The sequence below is a fragment of the Microbacterium sp. GXF0217 genome, assembly GCF_054798195.1.
Window position 1 is genome coordinate 1 of sequence record NZ_JBSJZG010000014.1, and the last position, 3,063, is coordinate 3,063.

A 3,063-nucleotide genomic window follows, 5' to 3' on the forward strand; every position below is an offset into this window, starting at 1 on the left:
TGGCTATGTCAACTTGAAGTGGCCCAGGGGTGACGGTCTGATCTGGCCCAAGGCGGAGTCTGGTCGGGCGCGGCTCGAGGTCAGATGAGCGGGCGGAGCACGCTGGTGATCTGCTCGGTGGTGGGTGTGCCTTTGAGTCCGTGCGGGGTGGCGTAGACGCGGCAGGCGAGGTCAGTAGTGCGACCGTCGGAGGGGAAGATGTCGACCCCGTTGAGGGTGATCGTCGGGGAGCCGGCGAACGGGGTTTCGGCTGCTTCGTCCGGAGTGCGTAGCAGTCGCGTGGTGACGGGGATGTCGGCCCGCCCGAGCGCGTCCAATGCTTCTCGTGTGTGGGCTTCCGCGGTCTCCCAGCTGGGGCATTCCTCGATGTGCAGGATCTCGATGGTCATCTCCATATTCTCCTCTCGCGCCGACGCTGGAGCGCTGGTGGTGGGGCTGGTCGATCGATCACCTGTCGGTGCTCGGAGATGCGGTGGCGCGGGTGTGGGCGAGCCGGTAGCTGGTGGTGCCGGTCTCGATGATGGTGCCGTTGAACGTGAGCCGGTCGATGATCGCGGCGCAGAGGCGCGGGTCGGTGAACGTGTCCGTCCAGCCAGAGAAGGACTGGTTCGACGCGATCGCGACGGAGTTCTTCTCCTCCCGCTCGGTGAGGACCTGGAAGAGGAGTTCGGCTCCGCGGCGGTCGAGTTCCATGTAGCCGAGTTCGTCGATGCAGAGCAGGTCGACGCGGCCGTAGCGGGCGATGGTGCGGGCAAGTTGTTTCTCGTCGGCGGCTTCGACGAGCTCGTTGACGAGTTTCGTCGCGAGGGTGTATTTCACCCGGTAGCCTTTCTCAGCGGCGGCGGTGCCGAGCCCGATGAGGAGGTGGCTCTTCCCGGTGCCGGAGTCCCCGATGAGGCAGAGCGGGTCACCGCGGCGGACCCAGTCGCCGGTCGCGAGGGTGTGGATCGTGGCGGCGTTGATGTTCGGGTTCGCGTCGTAGTCGAAGTCTCCGAGCCATTTCTGTCTGGGGAACCCGGCGGATGTGACGCGGCGAACGGTGGAGCGGCGGTCCCGGTCATCGCATTCCGCAAGCAGCAGTTCGGCGAGGAATCCTTGGTAGGAGAGCTGCTCGTGCTCGGCGACGCGGATAGCTTCATCCATCACGGCCCGGATCGTCGGCAGGCGGAGCCGCCGGCAGGCTTGGTCGACGGCGGCCGCGGCGGCTTCCTCGGTCATTCCGCGCTGGCGGCGCAGGGTCGTGGTCACGGCGGTTCGGGTGCTCATGTGTTCGTGGTTCCTTCTCTTTCATCGGTGGCCTGGACGCGGCGTCGCAGCAGCTCGTCGTATTGCGTAACGGTCGGCAACGGACGCCGATCCGGCGGGAGGTCCGCGATTACCGCGGCCGGGTCACGGAGCCGGCGTTGGGTGAGGCTGACAACGCGTTGCTCGACGTCGTTGTCGTGAGCAACAGGATGTCGGTGCAACGTGGCCCCGCCCGCGTGCAGGCGGGCCTCGACCGCGACAACGTCCGCGGTGACCGCGCCAACCGAGAGCGCGGCCCTGATCCCCGCGATCACATCCGCAGCGCGCATGCTCCGGTGCAGGAGCAACACCTCGATCAGCTCCCTCGTGCCCGCGGCGTCGCCGTTGACTTTCCGCGTCTCCTGCCAGAACGCCTCGTGCGCTGCGGTGAAGACCCCGGCCTGCCGGGCGGCGGCCAGAGCGGTGGATCCGGGCAGTGCGCCGGGCTTGTGGCGCAGGACCTCGAGATAGTGATCCAACTGGATCGATTCCCCGCCGCGGGCGACGACCCGCTCATGCCGGGCCGCCTCCTCACGGCCCTCGAAGATGACGACGTCCGACGCGCGCAGCGAGACTCTCACCTGGCGTCCGATCAGCCGGGCTGGGACGGAGTACTTCGCCATCCGAACAGTGACCAGGCTCGACCGGTCGACCCGCGGGTGCAGCACCAGTCCGGGATCGAACCGTTCGACCGGCAACGGTCGCAGCAGGGGCCTCTCGGCGGCGAAATCGTCGCCGACGGTCGTGCGTCGCTGGTTGATGCGACGATCCTCGTCGCGGGCATCCCAGCGGCGGATCATGTCGTTCAGCTCGGCGAGCGTGTCGACCTCGGGCATCGGGGACAGCCAGGTGCGGCGGAACCGGCCGACCTCACCCTCGACACCGCCCTTCTCGTGCGCACCATCGATGCCGGGCTGGCAGTAGAACGCGTCGAACCCGTAGTGCGAGCGGAACAGCACCCACCGGTCGTTCTCCACCCGCGCCCGGTCACGACCGTGCAGGACGGCGGTGACCGCCGAGGTCAAGTTGTCGTATTTGATGTGCAGGGCCGGGACGCCGCCGATCTCATCGAACGCGTCGATATGCCCCTCCAGGAACGCTTCCTGCGACTGCGTCGAATAGACCCGGTGGATTGCCTTCCCGGAATGAGAGAGACGGAACGTGAACATGTGGCACTTCGTCTTCACCCCGGCCAGGATCACCCAGACCTCGCCGAAATCGACCTCGGCCTCCGCCCCGGGCGCGTGCAGCTGCGGGACGAACACCTCCGGAACCCGGCCCGCCTCGACCAGGATCTCCCGCCGACGTTTCGCAACATAGTCACGGACCGCGGCATACGAGACATCCGCGTCGTGCTCGTCGAGCAGGCGGGCGTGCATCCTGGTCGCCGTCATCCGCTGCTTCTTCGGCGCGGTCAGGTTCTCCCGCAACCACCCATCCAGCAGCGGCTTGAACAACTCGAGCTTCGGCGCCCGCCGCTCCGGGACCTTCCGCTCCGGTGGAACCGGTGACGCCAACGCCTGACGGATCGTTCGACGATGTACCCGGAACCGTTTCGCCAACGCGTTTACCGACAGGCCCTCGACCCGCGCCGCGCGCCGGATCTCCGCAAACAACTCCACCCTGGACCCCAACTGGCCCTCCTCACTCGCAATGACTACGACTGAGGACCACGCTGACGGGGGTGGGCCAAATCAAACCGACATGAACACCCCGGCGCGTCGCAACATGGGCCAGATCAGACCGTCACCCCTGGGCCAAATCAGAGTGACAGAGTCA

At 67.1% G+C, this 3,063-nt stretch carries 3 protein-coding genes; all 3 read right to left on the reverse strand.

Going from position 1 to position 3,063, the window contains the following annotated elements; translation table 11 throughout:
* Positions 1-80 precede the first annotated feature (80 nt).
* The 3 genes from ACWAT3_RS16625 to istA are packed head-to-tail and all read right to left on the reverse strand — an operon-like array spanning position 81 to position 2,918.
* Positions 81-389, reverse strand: coding sequence for a hypothetical protein (locus ACWAT3_RS16625; RefSeq protein ID WP_153244082.1), 309 nt, complete (start codon positions 387-389; stop codon positions 81-83).
* A 58-nt stretch (positions 390-447) separates the two neighbouring features.
* A complete protein-coding gene (gene istB / locus ACWAT3_RS16630) occupies positions 448-1,266 on the reverse strand; it encodes an IS21-like element helper ATPase IstB (protein ID WP_460800193.1) in 819 nt (272 codons plus the stop codon).
* The gene (gene istA / locus ACWAT3_RS16635) at positions 1,263-2,918 is read right to left on the reverse strand and encodes an IS21 family transposase (RefSeq protein ID WP_460800195.1); all 1,656 of its coding nucleotides are present in this window, start codon (positions 2,916-2,918) and stop codon (positions 1,263-1,265) included. Before istA ends, istB begins: the two co-directional genes overlap by 4 nt.
* Positions 2,919-3,063 lie beyond the last annotated feature (145 nt).